Here is a 17,766-nt window from a genome sequence, read left to right on the forward strand (position 1 = left end):
TTGTATTCTAACCAATCAGTCAAGAAATATTTTCAAATCGTCTTCAACAGTACCTATTCCTGCTATTCCAAAATCTCTAACCAAAACATCCGCAACATTCGGCGATAAAAATGCAGGTAGTGTAGGCCCTAAGTGAATATTTTTAACTCCAAGATATAAAAGTGATAACAATACTATAACAGCCTTCTGCTCATACCATGCAATGTTAAATGCCAAAGGAAGTTCATTAATATCCTCAAGCTCAAACACTTCCTTTAGTTTAAGAGCAATAAGCGCCAGTGAATACGAATCATTACACTGCCCCGCATCCAATACTCTCGGAATACCGCCTATATCTCCCAAATCAAGTTTGTTGTACTTGTATTTTGCGCAGCCGGCAGTTAATATTACAGTATCTTTTGGCAGTGCCTTAGCAAATTCGGTATAGTAGTTTCTTGATTTAGCTCTGCCGTCACACCCTGCCATTACAAAAAATTTCTTGATTGCTCCTGACTTAACCGCATCAACAACCTTGTCGGCAAGCGCAAACACCTGCTCATGGGCAAATCCGCCCACAATTTCTCCTGTTTCAATTTCAGTAGGTACAGGACTTCTCTTGGCAATCTCTATAATTTCTGAGAAATCTTTTTCTGTCCCCGTAGACCCGTCAATGTGCTTGCATCCGGGATAACCTGCAGAACCTGTTGTAAACAATCTGTCTTTGTAGCTGCTCTTTGGTGGCACAATGCAGTTAGTAGTCATTAGAATAGGCCCGTTAAAAGATTCAAATTCTTCTTTTTGCTTCCACCATGCATTTCCATAATTGCCCACTAGGTGTTTGTACTTCTTCAAATGAGGATAGTAATGAGCAGGAAGCATTTCTGAATGTGTATAAACATCTATTCCAGTGCCTTCTGTTTGTTTCAGCAGCTGCTCTAAATCGCCCAAATCATGTCCCGAAATCAATATGCCTGGATTTTTGCCTACTCCTATATTTACCTTTGTAATCTCCGGGTTACCGTAAGTGCTTGTATTTGCCTTATCCAGTAAAGCCATTCCGCTTACGCCAAACTTTCCTGTTTCCATTGTCAGTGCAATAAGCTCTTCTGCCGACAAATTATCATCTAAAAGTTTAGCCAATGTACCCTGCATAAATGCATTTACATTTTCATCATCGTAACCTAAAACATTAGCATGCTTCATATACGCCGACATACCTTTTAGTCCGTAAGTAATCAGCTCTCTAAGACTTCTGACATCTTCATCTCTGGTTGCCAGCACACCTACGTTCCATGCCTTTTTATCAAATGCCATATTAGTATCAGCATACCATATTGCCGCCTCTGATAAACCTTCTCTGCACAACAATTGGTTTATTAAATCATTTTTAACATTAAGCGTCATTTTTATTCTGTCATAAAATACATCATCGTCAAAATTTGCATTTGTGATTGTAGTAAATAAGTTTAAAGTTATTAAATGATTAACATCTGATGAAATTTCTTTTCCTTCTTTTCTTAATCTAGTTGTCACATCAGACAATCCTTTGGAAACATATATTAACAAATCCTGTAATCTTGCTGTTTCCGGCTGTTTACCGCAGACTCCTGCCTTTGTACACCCTGTGCAGCCTGCTGTCTCCTGACATTGATAACAAAACATTTTATTTTCCATTAATATATTTCCTCCTAAATTTTTTCATTTCTTTTTTCTTCATGACTATATGATAAAGCAAATAATTATATTTTTCCGTAACAATTGTTACGCTTTTTGAAAATTTTTAATATTATTTTAAAAACATTGAAGCAGCTACAGCCAAACGTTACATAATAGTAAAAATGACTGATTGACATATTATAATTATTAATGTATTGTCTATTTCATAAGCGCAAATAAATTTTATCGGAGGTAGTATGGACTTTATACACGAAAAGGAAAGAATATATTTGGAAAATGAAAGCGGAGAATGTATTGCTGAAATTACATTTCCTTCAGTATCAGAAGACATGGTCAATGTTAACCATACATACGTTGACAAATCACTAAGAGGACAGGGAGTTGCCGATAAGTTAATGACCTCATTAGTTAAAGATTTGAAAAAAAACAGCAGGAAGGCAGCTGCAACCTGCTCATATGCTGTCGACTGGTTTGAAAAACATCCTGAGCACAAAGACATATATATAGAAAAAAACTAAGACATAACAACAGGGAAAGCTAATACACAGCTTTCCCTGTTGTGTAAAACTTAAACGCTTAATTATAAAATCTCTTCAATAAACTTTGTTAAAATCATTGCTGATTCTCCACGTGTTACCACATCACCCGGTGCTAACATTTTATTGTTTCTGCCCTGTAACAAGCCTGCAGAAACTGCCCACTCCATTGCAGAGTTACTCCAGTCAGCAATTTCATTACTGTCATTGTATGAACTCAAATCACTTCCAACTGTAGTATCTATTCCTTTGTACTGAGCGTAACGGTATAGTATGACAATCAGCTGCTCCCTTGTCAGCTTCTCGTTTGGAGCAAAGAAATCGTCGGTGAGGCCCTTAACAATATCAGCGTTAGCTGCCCATGCAACTCCATCGCCGTACCATGATTTATCTTGCACATCTTTAAAAGACGGAGAACTGTTTATTTCAGGATTATTTTCATAGCGGTAAAGCACAGTTACAAGCATAGATCTGGTCATGGTGTAATCAGGAGCAAATTCATCGTCGGATACTCCACAAAATAGACCATTTGCAATTACAAAATCAATACTGTTTTTTGCCCAGTGGTCATTAATATCCGCAAATTTACCTGTATTGATTTTTTCTTTAAATATTACTTCTACACTGTGATCTTTATCATCAGAGAATTCATAGGAATTTAAAGCACCCACAGAGTTTCCGTCAATAATTAAATCAGCTATTTCATATCCTTCATCAGGTACTATATTTACAGTTCTATTATCAACGGATATTGCTACCTTCCCGCCGAGAGTTTCTTTTGGCAAAACAATACCCGGTGTTTTCGCAGTTGACGAACCCTTGTGGCTTCCACTGCTGCTTGATTTACGATAAATAATATTATAGGATGCGGAATCCGGGAAATCTAAGTGATTTTTATTACGAGTATACAAGTTAATCTTACCGCTTGATTCAAAGCCTGTATTATGATCAAAAGCAGTTGCATCTAACTTTTCCAGGCTTTTAGGAAGATAAACTTCTTTTAAAAGACTTACAGCGAAGGCTTCAGACCCGATTTCCTCTAATCCCTCATTAAGTACAAGCTTCTCCAAACGGATGGCCTTTGTTGTACCGGAAAACGCCCTGTGTCCTAAGACTTTAACACTGCCCGGTATTTCCAATTCCTTGATTTGATGATAGTAGAACGCTCCCCTTCTGATTTCCGTAACAGAATCAGGAATGTCCAGACTTTTCAACTGAGCACCATTGAACGCATATTCGTCAATTATCTCTACGCCCTGTGGGATGTCAATGTGCTGCAATGTAATGTTGCGGGCAAATAAACCTTTTGGAATCACCTTCATATTATCGGGCAGAGTAACATCTGTCAGCTTGTTGGTGGAAAATGCACCTTCTTCAATGTTGGTAATAGTCTCCGGAATAACGAGCTTTTGCAGCTTATTACCATTAAAGCATTGCAGCTTTAAAGTAGTTAAAGTGTCGGGGAATTCAACAACTGTTAAATTATTATATTGAAAAGCTCTTTGCTCAATAACTTCCAGATATTTCGGTAACACAACCTTGTTCAAACCGTTAGGAGAAATAATCTCTTCTTTTATTATATCATAATCGTCTGGAACAAATGCATTCTGACCTATTATTGTAATCTTCTCTCCCTCAAGATTCAGATCGGGTAAAACTGCATATCTATATAATACAGCTTTTGCTTTTCCTTCTTCTGAAAAGCCCATTAAAGTTGTTCCGTCATAAATAAAATCTTCTGCTGTCCACAGTTCTTCCGTACTATAAAATATTATCTCATGGCTTTTCTCATCTGAAGAAAAATCTTTATGAGCTTCATTTGTGGTGTAAACACGCACACAGCCTGAATTATCAACAAAACTTTTGCTGTCTAGTGCGGTAACGCTGCTTGGAAGATCCACTCTTGTCAACAGATTTTTATTAAAAGCCCCTTTAGCGATGGTTGCCAATCCTTCATTAAGATTTAGGGATTTCAAAGTTTTAAAATTTCCATCCCCTTCAAATGCATTTCTATCAATATATTTAACATTTCCCGGAACAGTCAGCGTATCCAAGCGGTGCAATTTAAAAGCTGATCTGCCGATTTTCTCCACTGTGGAAGAAATAGCTAAAGTCTTTAATGGGGCACCTGCGAAAGCGTTGCTGCCGATTTCCTCTACTCCTTCCGGTATCTCAAGATTTGTTAAAGTCGTATTGGAAGTAAATGCTCCTGTCGGAATCACTTTTAATTTATGATTTATCTCCAGTGTCGTCAGTTTATTAACCCCAAAAGCACCAGCACCCATTGTTGTTAAATTTTCCGGTAATGTCAGTGCTGTAATTTTATTGCTGTTGAAAGCCAGAGCTCCTATGTGCTCCAAAGACTGCGGAAATGATAGTTCCGTAAAATTATTATACCTAAAAGCATTGTTTCCTATTGACTGCAAATCCTTTGGAAAAACTACGCTGGTAAACCCGTCGGGAGAAATAACTTCATCGTCACTAAAATCAGCTTCCACCTCAAAGGCATTGTCAGCAATTCCTGTAATTTTCTCACCTTGCGGGCTTATATCAGGCAATACGAGAATTTTATTAGAGATCGCTTTTGTTGTTCCGGATTCAGACAAACCTGTAATTTTTCCTTCTTCATATGTAAAGTCATTTACTTCCCACTCATCTGAATATTCTGAATCCCTCAAAATCAATTTTTGATAAGGAACAGGATTTGTTCCGCCAATGCGTGAAATACGGTCATTGTTAAAATGGTTGGCATTTGAAGTATACATATAAACAATGCCGGAGCCGTCTGTAGATGAAGGTTCCATGCCAGGATTGTTCAGAAATGCGGTACCTGCTAACTTTTCTACTCTATATGGAAGGACAAATGATTTTATATTGTTATCATAAAAAGCATTTCCGTCTATTTGAATTTTTTCTTTTGTATCTGCAATAGTCAAAGAAGCAATTTCATTGTCTCCAAAGGCAGAATTTCCTACCTTTAGAGTGCTTTGAGGCAAGCTTAATTCCGTAATTTTATTGTGAAGAAAGCATTGGCTTTCAAAAATACGAATACCTTCAGGAATCGTAACCTCACTGATATTGTTGCTCATAAAAGCACTGCCGTCGATTGTAAACTCGTCTAAGCCTTCCGGAAAGATAACCTTTGTCAGACCCTTATTTGTAAAAGCATTGGAAGAAATAGCAGTAATTATATTGCCTTCTTTATTTTTTAAAGGAATTTCTAAGACTTTATTGTCAGTCAGTTTATCAATACCTTCAGGGCTAAAACCGGTTATGATTGTTTCATCATCGGAATCATATGTGAAGTCCTCTGCTATCCATGGCTTTTCTTCCACAATCAGTTTCGCAAAAGCTGAGTAGTTCTGATCTCTTTCTCCGTCATAATGATAAATATTAGGATTATTCAGATGGGAAGGGTTTTCCGAATATAAATAAACTAATTTATCAACCTCCGGATCATTGCCGGGATTCCTCATAAAGGCATTACTGTAAATCCCTTTCACATTATATGGAAGGCGTACTGTTTTAAGCTGATTATTACCAAATGCCGTACTTTGAATATCTATTCCTTCCGGAAGTGTATGCCGGTTTTCTTCAAAGGCAATTTCAGTTAATTTGTTAGCAGCAAATGCACCCGCATTAATTACAGTAACACCTTTAGGAATTTCAACCTGAGTAATTTTATTTCCTATAAAAGCATACTTACCTATAGTCTCAATCGTATCCGGAAAAGTAATGGATGTTAAGCCTTCACCCTTAAAAGCATCTGCCCCAATACCTGTAATTGCAGTACCGGTAACATTTTGAGACGGTATTACAAGATCTTTGTTTGTTTCAATCTTAGCTATGCCTGCTTCACTAAGTCCCGTAACTATGGATTCATCATATGTAAAATCTTCCGCAGCCCAGCCGTTTTCTGTATCTGCAAATGTTATGTTAAAAGCAGGAGAAAGGCATGCGACTATTATAAAAACAGGAATTAATATTTTTGTTAAATTTTTAACTAACTTGTTCATTATGCACCTCTAACTTGTTTTTATTCTAGGTTCGTTGACTATAAAATAGTTTTATTCAAAATACATGCATTGAAAAAGGGATAGCCTGTAATCAAGCCATTCCCTCTTTTGTTTTATAAGTTTTATTTTTCCAGTAAATCAGAATAAGTCCAGCCTTTGTAGCCGCCTTCTAAAGTATAGATATTAGCAGCATCTATGCCTAATTCCTTCAAAAATTCTGTTCCTGCTGCAGCATATCTTTTACCTGAATAGCACAGCAAAACAAATTTTTTATCTTTGCTGTCAGTTTCAGCTAATGCTTTTTCCATGTTCGCTTTAGCTGGTGCAGGATCCTCATTAGATATTATAGAATCTACATCAGTAGATATAGAACCTTTGATGTGTTCAATGTCATAATCTGCTTTTTTTCTAACATCGAATATTAAGTAGTCGCTGTTTCCTTCTGTTATAATAGCTTTCAGTTCATCAGCAGTCATATACTGCGTCTCTGCAGACTCTTGCTGTGCATCTTGCGGCTGTGCATCTGATTGAGCACTGCATCCTGCAAATACGCTTGCCATCAACATTAGCACTAAAAATAAAGATAAATACTTTTTGTTCATTTTCATCCTCCAAATTTGTTTAATATATTAACATTTTTAGGGTAGCAGCTTTAAAAAATTAAGTCAAGGTAGCCAGCCATGAATAATAATTATAAGAATATCTAATTTATATACAAATCTTCATACTCCCTTTTTATTGCTTATTTGTTATTTATTGGAATTGAATTTTTGCGCCCTTTTTCCTATTCCGGATAAGATACTCCGGCCGTTTTCTTTTTTACGGCATCATTTTTAAGTCACAAAAAAAATCGTTGATCTTCAACGATTTTTTGTGGCTTTTATATTTTTCACTTTAGATATAAATATCTTTATATACATCCATCAGAAAAATCCGGATGGCAAACAATTTCTATTTCTTCTTCTCTGACCAGTTTAGCTATATGCTGATCTAACTCTTCAGGTGTAATGTTAGGAGCAAATCTCGCTTTTACATTTCCTTCCTTGTCAATCAAGAACTTAGTAAAATTCCATCTAATATCATTCTCTTTTATATCCGGTGTGAATTGTTTTACCTTTTCATAAAATCCTAATGTATCTTCACTTCTGTACTCTTCTGCAGTAGTTTTTAAATATTTGTACAAAGGTTCCTCATTTTTACCGTTCACTTCAATTTTTGAAAATTGTTTAAAATCAACACCGAAGTTTAGTCTGCAAAAGCCGGCAATTTCCTCGTTTGTTCCAGGGGCCTGCTCTAAGAACTGATTGCTTGGAAAATCCAGTATTTCAAATTCTTCGTCTTTATATTTATTATACAGCTTCTGTAATCCGTCATACTGAGGAGTGAAACCACAGCCTGTTGCACCGTTTACTACAAGCAACACCTTTCCTTTATACTCCGATAATGATACTTCTTTATTTTCTATATCCTTCACTTTAAAATCATATATTTTCATTTATTCCTCCTGAAATTATTTTTATTATAAATGTACATTCTTTTTATACCCTCATATTAAAGTTTTAAGCAAAAACTTTAAAAATTTATACCATTAGTTTTAGATATCAATATAGGAGCTTAATTTCAGCAGCTCTTCTTACATATTGTTTAATTTAGTAATTTCTGCTATACTTATTTAAAAATACCGGGTGGTGATAATCATGAAAACAATACTTTACAATGCAAAAATTTATATTGAAAAAAACGTTTTTCAAGAGGCTGTTTTAATTGAAGACGGAGTCATTAAAGCAATCGGGCCCAGCAAAAATATTATGCTAAATCATGCGGACAAGATAATAGACTTGCAGGGAAAAACCGTTATACCCGGCTTAAACGACAGCCATCTTCATATTGCCATGGTTGGAGAGTCAATGAACGCATGCATCTTAACAAGCGCCAAATCCATTGATGATATAATCAGCATGGGAAAAAATTACTTGGAAAACTGCGAAAATCCAACCGCTCTCCACGGGAAAAACTGGAACCAGGACTATTTTACTTCAGGGGAACAAAGAATGCCAACCCGCCATGATTTGGATAAAATATCATCAGAAATACCTGTTGTATTGGAAAGAGTTTGCGGTCACGTTATATGCGGCAACACAAAAGCTCTTGAACTGCTGGGAATTGACGAAAATACAGAGGTTGACGGCGGTGAAGTTATAAAAGGAAGCGATGGAAAGCCTAACGGAATATTTACGGAAAATGCCACAAGGCTGCTGCTGCCGGTCATGCCTGATAAAAGCCTTCTTGACAGAGAAAATGAAATTCTTAAAGCCGCAAGTTATGCATTAAGTACAGGTATTACTTCCGTACAATCATGTGATGTAATGAGCAAAGATTTTAAAAGTGTATTTAAGGTAATACACAATATTTACGATAACGGCAAAACAAAATTAAGATATAGCCCTCAGTTCAATTTTCAGGATATAGATGTATTTAAGGAATACTTGGAAACCGAACATATAAACGGCAGTTACAACGGTAGATTTTTATCAAAAGGAGCATTAAAGCTGTTTAAGGATGGTTCCTTAGGAGCCAGAACTGCACTTATGATTAATGATTATAATGACGCACCTGGAATAAAAGGCGTTCCTGCTTTAAGTGACCAGCAGCTTCAGGCCCTCTGCAATTTAGCAACGGAAAACCGAATAAGAGTCGTTACTCACGCCATAGGAGACGGTGCTGTTGAAAGTGTTATAAATGCTTATGAACGGGCTATGAAAGGAAGCAGCAATACTCTTCGACACGGCATTGTCCACTGCCAAATTACAAACCGCAGTCAAATAGAAAGGATTGCACGTCTCAATATTCCTGTAATGCTGCAGCCTATTTTCCTTGACTACGACATACAGATAGTGGAATCCCGCGTAGGGAAAACATTGGCTGAAACTTCATATGCTTTTAATACATTGAATAAGCTAGGTGTCCCTATAAGTTTCGGTACTGATTCGCCTGTGGAAGATTTAAATCCGTTTCCAAACATCTATTCAGCTGTAACAAGACAAAGAATGAGCATGACACCTGAAGGCGGATTTATTCCCAGCGAAAAGATGAGTGTTGAAGATGCTGTTGATGCATATACCATAGGTAGTGCTTTCAACGAATTTAAGGAGCATGAAAAAGGAAGGCTCAAGCCCGGATTCGCTGCAGACCTGGCTGTACTGGACTCTGATATATTTACCATCGACCATAATAAGATTAAAGATATAAAAGTGGTTAAGACTATGGTCGACGGAGATTTCGTCTTTGAAAGATAAAAAGCAAATAGTTAAAAGCGGTCTTACAGGCCGTTTTTTTACACAAATTATTATAATATTGAACAAAAAAATCATTAGGTGAAAAAAGAAATATATTTCAAATCACGAATCTTATTACTAAGCAATATTTTTCAATTTAAAAGTTTATAATTTTTCAATTATTGTAACAATTTTAACAAATTCGCTAACTATTTTTTAAAAAATTAGTATTATCTTCAATTTGAAGTACTTTTTATAAGGCTGTAAGACATTTTTTCGTTAGTTAATTAACTATATATTAACAAAATGTAAAATTTATCACCCTTGACTTTTTTTTCTAATATACATATTTTTTCGGTTAAGGACAACTTTTAAAAACTTACATATTTTTTCTCATATATGAACATTTTTTCATTTTTCAGCATTGTTTATATATCATATATGTGATAGAATGGTGAAAACGTTATATTTTACGTTCTCTAATATAACGCTTTTTCATTCATTATATTATTATAGGAGGCTACTCTATGGAAGCAATTATGAACATCAACAGTTGGCTAAATAATATTGTGTGGGGACCACCAATGTTAATACTGATTGTTGGAACAGGACTATTTTTATCAGTAAGTACAAAGTTCTTCTCAATTACCAAGTTAGGGTACATCTTGAAGAACACTCTTCTTAAAATCTTTTCTAAGGACCAATCTGGAGAAGGTGAAGTAACGGCATTCCAGGCTGTTGCTACAGCTCTTGCCGCTACAGTTGGAACAGGTAACATAGCAGGTGTTGCAACCGCTATTGCTGCCGGAGGTCCAGGAGCATTATTATGGATGTGGATTGCCGCAATACTAGGTATGACTACTAAGTTCTCAGAAGTTGTACTGTCCATTAAATTCAGAGAAAAAACACCTGACGGACGTTTTGTCGGCGGACCCATGTACTATATTAGGAATGGCTTAGGATGGAACTGGCTTGCAGTGCTATTTGCTCTGTTTGGTACACTTGCAGCATTCGGAATCGGTAACATGGTTCAATCAAACTCAGTTGCTGACGCTCTGCAATCTTCTTTCAGCCTTAATCCTTGGATTACAGGTATTGTATTGGCAGTTGTCACTGCTTTGGTTATAGTTGGCGGAATAAAAAGAATTGGTGCCTTCACAGAAAAACTTGTTCCTTTTATGGCTGCTATTTATATTCTTGGTGGATTAGCAATTATTATAATTAACATAGGTAAGGTTCCTGCTGCTTTCGTTACTATATTTGAAAGCGCATTCTCTGGAAGAGCTGCTGTCGGCGGTTTTGCAGGAGCAACAGTTATGCAGGCTGTTAGATTCGGTGTTGCCCGCGGTGTATTTACAAACGAAGCCGGTTTAGGTAGTGCTCCAATAGCTCACGCTGCTGCTACTACAGATCACCCTGTTCGTCAAGGCCTTTGGGGAGTATTTGAAGTATTTGCAGACACACTTGTTATATGTAGTATAACAGCTTTGGCAATAATTACATCAGGTGTTTGGGAAACAGGCATGACAGGAGCCGCACTTACAACACAGGCTTTCGACGTATCGTTACCAGGCGGAGGATACATCGTATCAATAGGTATTGTAATGTTTGCTTTCTCAACTATAGTTGGATGGGAATACTACGGTGAAAGATGTGCTGAGTACTTATTCGGACCTAAAGCAATTATGGTTTACAGAATAATTTGGATACCGTTTATTTTAATAGGCGCTATCGGTGGTCTTGAAGTTATTTGGGCTTTAGCAGACACATTAAACGGATTAATGGCTATTCCGAACTTAATAGGCGTTGTAGCATTGAGCGGAACAGTATTTAAACTTACAAAAGAGTTTTTCTCTTCAGAAAAAGCTAAAAACTAAATCAACAAAAAAGCTGAGATATAAACCTCAGCTTTTTCTTTTTATCTTATTATCTTACATAGATTTTAATTAATCCGTCATAAACATTATAGTTATCTTCATCTTCATCTTCAAAAACAGTATAATTAAATTCTATATTACCTTCATCCTCAAAAATATATCTTATATATTCAATATCCTCTAATTCATAGCTTACATCATTTTGAACATTGATTAAATTTCTCTTGCCATCAAGCTTAATTTTAAGAGTTCCTTCGTCAGGAATCACAAACATTGCATACTCGAGTTCTTCTTCGTCTATGTCATCTTCAACCAGTTCAAACAGTTCTTCTACAAAATCAACATCTATGAATTCATCCTCATAATCTGTCGTCAGTTTCATCGTAGAAATTTCTTGAACAGCTTCAACCGTTATCTTTATTTCCCCTTCATATACTTTATCGCTTGATTTTTCTTCTGCATAATATTTTATAACAACTTCCCCGTCAAAACCTTGATTTGGCTCAAATATGATGTAATCAACATCTTCTATATCATATGTTTTTGTTCTGGTCACAACTTCCTTGCTTTCAGGTTTTCCGTCCCCATCACTGTCATAGTACAAAACACCCTGTTTTTCTGAAGGAATTACAAATTTAACCGTATCAACAAAATCTTCAAAATCATCTTCATCTATGCGCACATATTCGTTTTCAGAAATTTCATAGGTAATAAGCTTAAGGTTCTCATAGTCAACTCTTATTATTATTGACCCGTCATAGGAATCTTCTTCTGTATACGCCGTATATTTTACTGTAACTTCTCCTTCAAAATACTCTTCCGGAACAAATGCAATATTTCTTATTATGTTTTTTTCATACTTGCCTAAATAATACTTTGTTACCTCAGATACCAAGGAATTTTCATTTTGATCTTCGTCATAATCATAATATAGTTTTCCTCCGGATTCCGGCAGTTCGAACTTCACATATTCAATGTCATCTTCTATAACATCGTCTAAAGCCTCTGTAAACCAGCTGTCTTTAAAGTCCAACTGTTCTCCATTTTCAACATTTACCTTAATATCGTTTATGTCATATTCCTTTTCATCATAATCATATTCGTTCATTATATAAAACATCATCCAAAAGACATCTCTTCTCTTTGCAAAGCTGTTTAATTCATCTTTGTAGATTTCTTCTAACTCCTCTATCTTACCATCTTCAAAATCCACATTTAAGATTTCTCCCGAACGCTGTATAAGCCATATTGCCTCTTGAATTGTAACCGGGTTTCCAGGTCTGAAATATTTTCCATCTCCTTTAGCAATGCCCAGATCCTTTGCTATTTTAACCGATTCATAATAATACTCGTTAAAATCAACATCATCAAAAATTTCTTTAAATTCTTCGGCTTTATCGTCGTAGTCGTCTTCGTCAATTACATCATATTGATCTAGCATCCTAGTGATCATTACAATCACATCAGCACGTTTTATATTTCCGCTCAAGCCAAAGTCCCCATTGCCGTATCCCTTCACTATATTCATTCTAATCAATAGATCCAGAGCATTTTCATAATCCTTCGTTTCTACTTTTTGGTATGTTTTTTGGTATGTTTTCTGATGTGTTTTCCATTTGTCTTTCTTTGCCGACGGCACTGCAAATGCCGCAGTTGTAAATATCATACTCAATGCAACTGTGGATGATATAATTCTTAAAACTTTGCTTTTCATAAATTTCCTCCATTTACTACTAATTATAATTGTTACTTCTGAAATTCCAGATACACAATAATGTTCGGTACCAGCAAATAAAATTTAGGGGTGTAATTTAATTTAATGAAATTCTATGTATTGATTATTAACATCCACCAAATATTTTTCGCATGTGCCTTGAAACCTTTCTGCCACTAAATTCTCAATTTCAGCCATAGCATTATACAGTGATGCCCCCTCCTCATATTCAAAACCCACAAGCTGAAAAAATACATCTTTACTGTTTAAAGTAATTTTTCCCAACTCGCTCTGTCTCCAAACCCATTTTAAAGTTTGGACTTTATTCCCGCTTGTAAACACAAGTTCACCTTCGGGCACACCCTCATACTCGCTTGCACCAAAAGGCAGAAAGATATCATTATTTCTACTGTATCGAACTTCTAAATCTTCGCTAATGTCTTTCAAATCATGTCCACCAAGAGAGATACCGTTTTCAATTGAAACAGCATTGCACAAGTCAACCAAAGCATTTATAACAGGAAGATGCCCTCCTTTTAATACTCTTTTAAACATTGCTTCCACAGAAGGCGGATATTTATTAGGATTTATCCCCGACTTAAGCATTACTTCTCTGTAAAGCGACACATTGTGCAACTGCCTAAGCTGGGCAGGATTTATATCTTCTTTCATTCTGGATTCTGCCTTTCTTAGCCGCTGCTCGTCCTCAGGCAAAGTTTCAGAATTTTTAATATTATGCGCAACTATAATTCCAAATTTTATTTTTTGTTCTAATTCAAAAACGGATTTATCAATTGTATATTTCATCACGCTCTCCTCGTTTTATATTTATATTTATTATATTATATCGTAACTTCCAAAAAATTCAATTTATTTTGAATTTATATCTTTTATATTTTAACATTAGCAGGATATATTTTGATATTTTGAAAATAATATTACAGGAGGTGTTTTTATGAATTTTACACAAAAAGAAAGAACTTTGCTGGAAGATCAAAAAAGCCACGAGGAAATTTGCATACAAAAATATACTAACTATGCAAGTTTAGCACAAGATCAAGAGTTAAAGAATATTTTCAATCAAATTGCTCAAACAGAACAGCAGCATTACAACACTATTGATCAGCTCTTAAAAGGGCAGGTACCACAAATGCAGCAGGGAGGATCACAGCAGAATCAGAGCAGCGGCATGCAGATGAAATCTCAGCAGTTGCAGTCAATGCAAGGCAGTCAGCAAAAGCAGGCAAATCAATCGCCCAGTTTTGTGCCTAAAGGCCAATCTCTAAATTATAGCAATTCAGACAAAGATTTGTGCAGTGATTTGCTTATGACTGAAAAATATGTTTCATCAACGTATGATACAGCCATATTTGAATTTAGAGATCCACAGGTTCGTAGTATTTTAAATCACATTCAAAAAGAAGAACAGCAGCATGGGGAAACTCTATATAAATATATGGAAAGCAAGGGAATGTACCAGGCTAAATAAAACAATCTTCTTCAACTATCTGAGCGGCATTATTCTTGGTGACTTTGTCATCAAGAAATAATGCCGCTTTTTATTTTAGAATATCAAACAAAATTTTATTATAATTATAACGATTGTTTGTTTTTTTACACTCAAACTTTTTTGTATAATATTTTTTCATTAATTGTTGTCTATTTTTAAAAAAAATTCATGCTTTAAAGGCGTTGATTTTGCTTGTTTTCATTGAAATACCAGCACAATTTACTGGCATATGTCAAAATTTAATTATTGATATATTTTAAATTTTAGATTATAATTATTATATAGTTTTAACATACTACTTATATTAGGAGAGTGAATATGTCAGAAAACAAACAGATATCAAGGAAAGAATTCATCAAAAGCATGGGATACACGGCAGCAGGTGTAGTTGCAGCCGGTTCGTTAGGCGGACTTCTTACAGGTTGCTCAACTTCTGCACCAGCAGCAGATGTTGATACTTCTCAGGCTCCAGAGTTTCCATGGCCTTATAAAAAGCTTGACCCTGCAGTAGTAGAGGCGGCAGCTTTTCAAGGATATAAAGAAAAGGGTGGCTGAGGCTCCGGAGTGGCTGAAGGTTTCTTCGGCGTATTATCTCAAGAAGTAGGATATCCATTCAATCAAGTTCCTGTAGCAGCATTTACAAATTTTGGAGCAGGATTCCAGCAGGCCGCATTATGCGGATCTGTAGGAGCAGCAGCACTATGTCTTGGAACTGTTTGCGAACCAGATGTAGCTAAAAAACTACTAGGAGAATTGGAAAGCTGGTATAAAGAAGCTGAACTTCCTATATACCAACCGGATATTAAATTAGAAACAACTGTTGCAAACTCTATTCTATGTGCAGACTCAGTGGGAACCTTTATGGAGAAAACAGGAGTCGAAATGGGAAGCGATGAAAGAAAAGCTCGCTGTGCAGGTGTTGCAGCAGATGTAACCAGAAAAATGGTAGAATTGCTTAATGCTCAATATGCATAAAAAGCAAATTATTAAATAAACGAGGATTATTCTTCCTCGTTTATTTAATAATTTTTAGATTGAAAAATGTAACGTTTCATAGTATAATAGACAAAAAAGCACAGAAGGTGGGATTACATGGGCAGAATTGGAGCACCAGAGTTAATATTAATATTAGCTATTGCATTAATAATTTTTGGTCCTTCTAAGCTACCCGAAATCGGAAGATCAATCGGCGAAGCTTTTGGACAATTTAAGCGTCATGCAAACAAAGTCTCAGAAGACACTACTACTGAAGCTAAAGATTCAGACAACGATAAGAATAGTTAACAGAGGATAAAAATACTTAGTATTAATATTAAGTATTTTTTCTTTTTAAGAGAAAAGCTTAAGTGCTTTAGCGCTGGGTTTTATTGTTAAAATATTTACTTTTACTTCTGCTTCTAAAAACTAACAAATCATTTTTTTCTTTTTAATTATTTGTTTAGTTCAAAATAAATAAAGGACAAACTATTAATTGACAAATTGTGCATATATGTGTTATCATTAATTTGTTAATTAATTAACCTTTCAATTAATTCCTCCATCGATACATCCAAGTATATATAAATTGCTCCTCCTTGCCATAATTACAGGCATGGAGGAGCAATTTTTATACAATGAATTACAATCTAACGTCAACATTATTTTTAGCTTCTATTGAATTTTCTGTAATTTCACAGTCAAGAGCCAATATGGTAACCCCTCTTTTTTTTGCTCTTATTAAAGCTTCTCCGAATTCTCTATGAGTTTTGTAGTTTGGAGTAAAATATAGCACATCGCTCATCTGCACAATAAATACAACATATGCTTCATATCCGTCATGCAGGCATTCTGCCAGTTCATTAATATGTTTTAACCCCCTGGCCGTGGGTGCGTCCGGAAACAGAACTATATTATCTTCCTCTAATGTAACACCTTTAACCTCTATTAGTATTTTTTTATTGTCTGCTTCTATATAGAAATCAAATCTAGAATTATTATATTTATACTCCGGTTTTATCAGACTTATATTATTAAATAAATACCCTTTCTTTACCCACTCATGAAATACTTTATTTGGTGCCTGACTGTCAATATTAATGAGTCTGTTTCCTTTATAAACTGAAATCAAATCATATTTTGTCTTTCGTTTTGAACTATCAAATTCCTGGACAAATATTTTAGAATCCTTAATAAGAAGCTCCTTGCACCTGCCTGTATTCTTAACATGGCAGACTTCATTTTTCCCCTCGATTTCAATATTAGCAATAAATCTGTTCGGTCTGTTAATAAATTTAGCCTTCTTTATATTTTTATATTTCATAGTGTTCTCTTTTCTTATGCCGAGATTTAATCATAATATCACATGAAGCTTATTATTGTCAAAGCCTTAAGATATACGGAATTTTATATGGATAATATTTAATTTATGTTCAATACTAAATATAGTTTAATGTAGAGGTGTTTAATTTGAATGAAGGTTTAGTTGTTTTAGTAAGATCAATAATAAGTTTTTTTACTCTTCTTATATTTGCAAAGATACTGGGGAAACAGCAAATAAGTCAATTGGCTTTTTTTGATTATGTATTGGGAATTACCATCGGATCAATTGCCGCTAGCCTTGCCTCTGATTTGTCAAGCAGAGCATGGCCTCATTGGGTCGCATTATTAACCTGGGCAGCATTAGGTTATTTAATGGAATTTATAACTATGAAATGGAGATATTCAGCAAAGTATATAGAAGGAGAACCTACAATAGTTATAATGAACGGAAAAATAATGGAGGATGCACTAAGAAAAATGCAGTTCAGAGTATCTGACATAATGCAACTCCTTAGAAATAAAGATGTGTTTGATTTATCTCAGGTTGATTTTGCCATTATCGAACCCAACGGCCAATTGTCAGTACTTAGAAAGCCTGAATACGAGCCGTTAACAGCCAAAGACATGAAAATAACCAAAAAACCTTCCGGTATAAGTACAGAACTTATTTATGACGGGATTTTGATAGAAGAAAATCTAAGGCAGTTGAATAAAAACAAAAAGTGGCTTATGGATCAACTAAAAAGCAAAGGAATAAAAGATGTCTCAGAAGTTTTTCTAGCTACATTAAATCCAGCCGGTTCCTTTTATGTTGATAAATATGAAGATCACATTAAAAAAGTTATTGATATAGGCGATTATAAAGGCCCTTACTAAGGAGGTTA

At 35.2% G+C, this 17,766-nt stretch carries 15 protein-coding genes; 8 read left to right on the forward strand and 7 right to left on the reverse strand.

What is annotated here, in order from left to right; all coding sequences use genetic code 11:
- Positions 1–15 precede the first annotated feature (15 nt).
- Complete coding sequence (gene hcp / locus RBQ61_RS00235) at positions 16–1,653, reverse strand: hydroxylamine reductase (protein WP_308138546.1); 1,638 nt, start codon at positions 1,651–1,653, stop codon at positions 16–18.
- Between the two features lie 239 nt (positions 1,654–1,892).
- On the opposite strand from hcp, the gene RBQ61_RS00240 reads away from it, so the two are divergent.
- On the forward strand, positions 1,893–2,174 hold the full coding sequence (locus RBQ61_RS00240; RefSeq protein ID WP_308138547.1) for a GNAT family N-acetyltransferase: 282 nt from the start codon (positions 1,893–1,895) through the stop codon (positions 2,172–2,174).
- Between the two features lie 62 nt (positions 2,175–2,236).
- Here RBQ61_RS00240 and RBQ61_RS00245 read toward each other — a convergent pair whose 3' ends face one another.
- The 3 genes from RBQ61_RS00245 to RBQ61_RS00255 all read right to left on the reverse strand — a co-directional run bounded on the left by RBQ61_RS00245 (position 2,237) and on the right by RBQ61_RS00255 (position 7,703).
- On the reverse strand, positions 2,237–6,208 hold the full coding sequence (locus RBQ61_RS00245) for a leucine-rich repeat protein (protein ID WP_308138548.1): 3,972 nt from the start codon (positions 6,206–6,208) through the stop codon (positions 2,237–2,239).
- A gap of 122 nt (positions 6,209–6,330) precedes the next feature.
- Positions 6,331–6,810 (reverse strand): rhodanese-like domain-containing protein, encoded by a 480-nt coding sequence (locus tag RBQ61_RS00250; RefSeq protein WP_308138549.1) that lies wholly within the window; start codon positions 6,808–6,810, stop codon positions 6,331–6,333.
- A 308-nt stretch (positions 6,811–7,118) separates the two neighbouring features.
- Positions 7,119–7,703: a glutathione peroxidase gene (locus tag RBQ61_RS00255; protein ID WP_308138550.1), complete on the reverse strand. Its 585-nt coding sequence runs from the start codon at positions 7,701–7,703 to the stop codon at positions 7,119–7,121.
- A 202-nt stretch (positions 7,704–7,905) separates the two neighbouring features.
- Between RBQ61_RS00255 and RBQ61_RS00260 the strand changes: the two genes are divergently transcribed.
- Both RBQ61_RS00260 and RBQ61_RS00265 read left to right on the forward strand, forming a co-directional pair.
- Positions 7,906–9,504 (forward strand): amidohydrolase, encoded by a 1,599-nt coding sequence (locus tag RBQ61_RS00260; RefSeq protein ID WP_308138551.1) that lies wholly within the window; start codon positions 7,906–7,908, stop codon positions 9,502–9,504.
- A 506-nt stretch (positions 9,505–10,010) separates the two neighbouring features.
- Positions 10,011–11,360 (forward strand): sodium:alanine symporter family protein, encoded by a 1,350-nt coding sequence (locus tag RBQ61_RS00265; protein WP_308138552.1) that lies wholly within the window; start codon positions 10,011–10,013, stop codon positions 11,358–11,360.
- Positions 11,361–11,409: 49 nt separating this feature from the next.
- On the opposite strand, the gene RBQ61_RS00270 is transcribed toward RBQ61_RS00265, so the two are convergent.
- Together RBQ61_RS00270 and RBQ61_RS00275 are read right to left on the reverse strand one after the other, a co-directional pair.
- Complete coding sequence (locus tag RBQ61_RS00270) at positions 11,410–13,074, reverse strand: S-layer homology domain-containing protein (protein ID WP_308138553.1); 1,665 nt, start codon at positions 13,072–13,074, stop codon at positions 11,410–11,412.
- 102 nt (positions 13,075–13,176) lie between these two features.
- Positions 13,177–13,881 (reverse strand): B3/4 domain-containing protein, encoded by a 705-nt coding sequence (locus RBQ61_RS00275; protein ID WP_308138554.1) that lies wholly within the window; start codon positions 13,879–13,881, stop codon positions 13,177–13,179.
- A 148-nt stretch (positions 13,882–14,029) separates the two neighbouring features.
- Between RBQ61_RS00275 and RBQ61_RS00280 the strand changes: the two genes are divergently transcribed.
- From RBQ61_RS00280 to RBQ61_RS00295, 4 genes are all read left to right on the forward strand, one after another.
- Entirely contained in the window at positions 14,030–14,563 is a 534-nt protein-coding gene (locus RBQ61_RS00280) for a spore coat protein (protein ID WP_308138555.1), read from the forward strand.
- Between the two features lie 339 nt (positions 14,564–14,902).
- Positions 14,903–15,139 (forward strand): hypothetical protein, encoded by a 237-nt coding sequence (locus tag RBQ61_RS00285; RefSeq protein ID WP_308138556.1) that lies wholly within the window; start codon positions 14,903–14,905, stop codon positions 15,137–15,139.
- A 9-nt stretch (positions 15,140–15,148) separates the two neighbouring features.
- On the forward strand, positions 15,149–15,559 hold the full coding sequence (locus tag RBQ61_RS00290; protein WP_308138557.1) for a C-GCAxxG-C-C family (seleno)protein: 411 nt from the start codon (positions 15,149–15,151) through the stop codon (positions 15,557–15,559).
- A 117-nt stretch (positions 15,560–15,676) separates the two neighbouring features.
- Positions 15,677–15,868 (forward strand): twin-arginine translocase TatA/TatE family subunit, encoded by a 192-nt coding sequence (locus RBQ61_RS00295; RefSeq protein WP_308138558.1) that lies wholly within the window; start codon positions 15,677–15,679, stop codon positions 15,866–15,868.
- 334 nt (positions 15,869–16,202) lie between these two features.
- Here RBQ61_RS00295 and sfsA read toward each other — a convergent pair whose 3' ends face one another.
- On the reverse strand, positions 16,203–16,883 hold the full coding sequence (gene sfsA, locus RBQ61_RS00300; protein WP_308138559.1) for a DNA/RNA nuclease SfsA: 681 nt from the start codon (positions 16,881–16,883) through the stop codon (positions 16,203–16,205).
- Positions 16,884–17,029: 146 nt separating this feature from the next.
- Here sfsA and RBQ61_RS00305 point away from each other — a divergent pair, with 146 nt between their 5' ends.
- Entirely contained in the window at positions 17,030–17,758 is a 729-nt protein-coding gene (locus tag RBQ61_RS00305) for a DUF421 domain-containing protein (protein WP_308138560.1), read from the forward strand.
- The last annotated feature ends 8 nt before the right edge of the window (positions 17,759–17,766 follow it).

Source organism: Sedimentibacter sp. MB35-C1 (genome assembly GCF_030913635.1).
GTDB lineage: Bacteria > Bacillota > Clostridia > Tissierellales > Sedimentibacteraceae > Sedimentibacter.